1 protein-coding gene is annotated in these 1,150 nt (G+C 39.5%); it reads left to right on the top strand.

Annotated features, from left to right (window positions below; genetic code table 11):
• The first annotated feature begins 248 nt into the window (after window positions 1-248).
• Entirely contained in the window at window positions 249-1,007 is a 759-nt protein-coding gene (locus IAQ59_RS21975; protein ID WP_209333006.1) for a hypothetical protein, read from the top strand.
• The last annotated feature ends 143 nt before the right edge of the window (window positions 1,008-1,150 follow it).

The following is a 1,150-nucleotide window of genomic DNA, read 5'->3' as shown; positions in this document are numbered from 1 at the left end:
CTTGCTAACGCTTCGGGGCGTTACCCCCGCACGTAAGGGACTTGCACCCTCTGGAATATTATGGTATCTTCGATACCAGATGCCCATGCCGGGCACACACAGCACCTAAGAAAACATGGGGCGGATAGTGGTTTCCGCAAGGTTCGTTCTTCGTGGCTACCTTTGTCGCGGGCGGACAGGAAAGTACTTCGAAAAGCCCCACGTTTCTTAGCTGCAAACCGTTATGTGGCATTTAAAATAAAGACACAGTGAAAAAACAAACTCTCGACAAACGAATTTATCGGCATCATCTTGACATTGTTAAAGAGTTGAACAACTCTCACATCTTTATACAAAGGACAAGAGATATATTGTTAAATGAGATTTCACAAATAAAGGACGATAAAGCCGACACAGATAAAACTTACAATGTGCCGTCAAGAAAAGGTAAGTTGTTCTCAAAAGAGGCTTTTCGCACTGATAAAGAGTTGAAAGGACTATTAAAGGAAATTGCTGAAAGAGACTTATTTGAAAATTTTATCGTTACCAATGTTTCAAAATTTGAGAGCTATCTTTTCAGGACTCTTACTGAAGTAATCTCCGAATATCCCGAGAAATTGAGTATTAACGTTAATGGAATTAAGCCCTACAAAACAGTCCCCATTGACTTTGTAATGGGCTCTCAGTCAATTGATGTACTAATCGAGAAAGTTATTACTGACAGAATCAGCAGTATTTCTTATGCCACTCCCCAACAATATTTACAATTTTTCCAAGAAGTAACAGGCTGTAAAACTCACGGTGAAGAGTTTATAGACTATATTGAAATTAAGGCTACTCGAGACTTGCTAGTGCATAATGACAAGAGAGTCAATGATATTTATTTGGAAAAAGTGGGGGACAAAAAACGTGGAACTTTAAACCAAATTATTCCAATAGATGGTAAATATTTTGACTTCACAATCGCAACAATGAAAAGAGTTTCGGGAATAATTAGACGTGAATTAGAAAAAAAATACAAAAAATAAACGCCACATAATCGAGTAGACGGCCTCGCCAGATTTCTCTGACGAGGTGCGCCTCTCACACCACCAAGCGTACGGGTCTCGTACTTGGCGGTTCACTGGATTGTAGGTTGCGATTTGAGGTAATAGGAAAGCATAGATTCGTA

It is taken from the genome of Lunatimonas salinarum (assembly GCF_017811155.1).
Lineage (GTDB): Bacteria > Bacteroidota > Bacteroidia > Cytophagales > Cyclobacteriaceae > Lunatimonas > Lunatimonas salinarum.
This window is presented reverse-complemented; position numbering and strand designations above follow the sequence as displayed.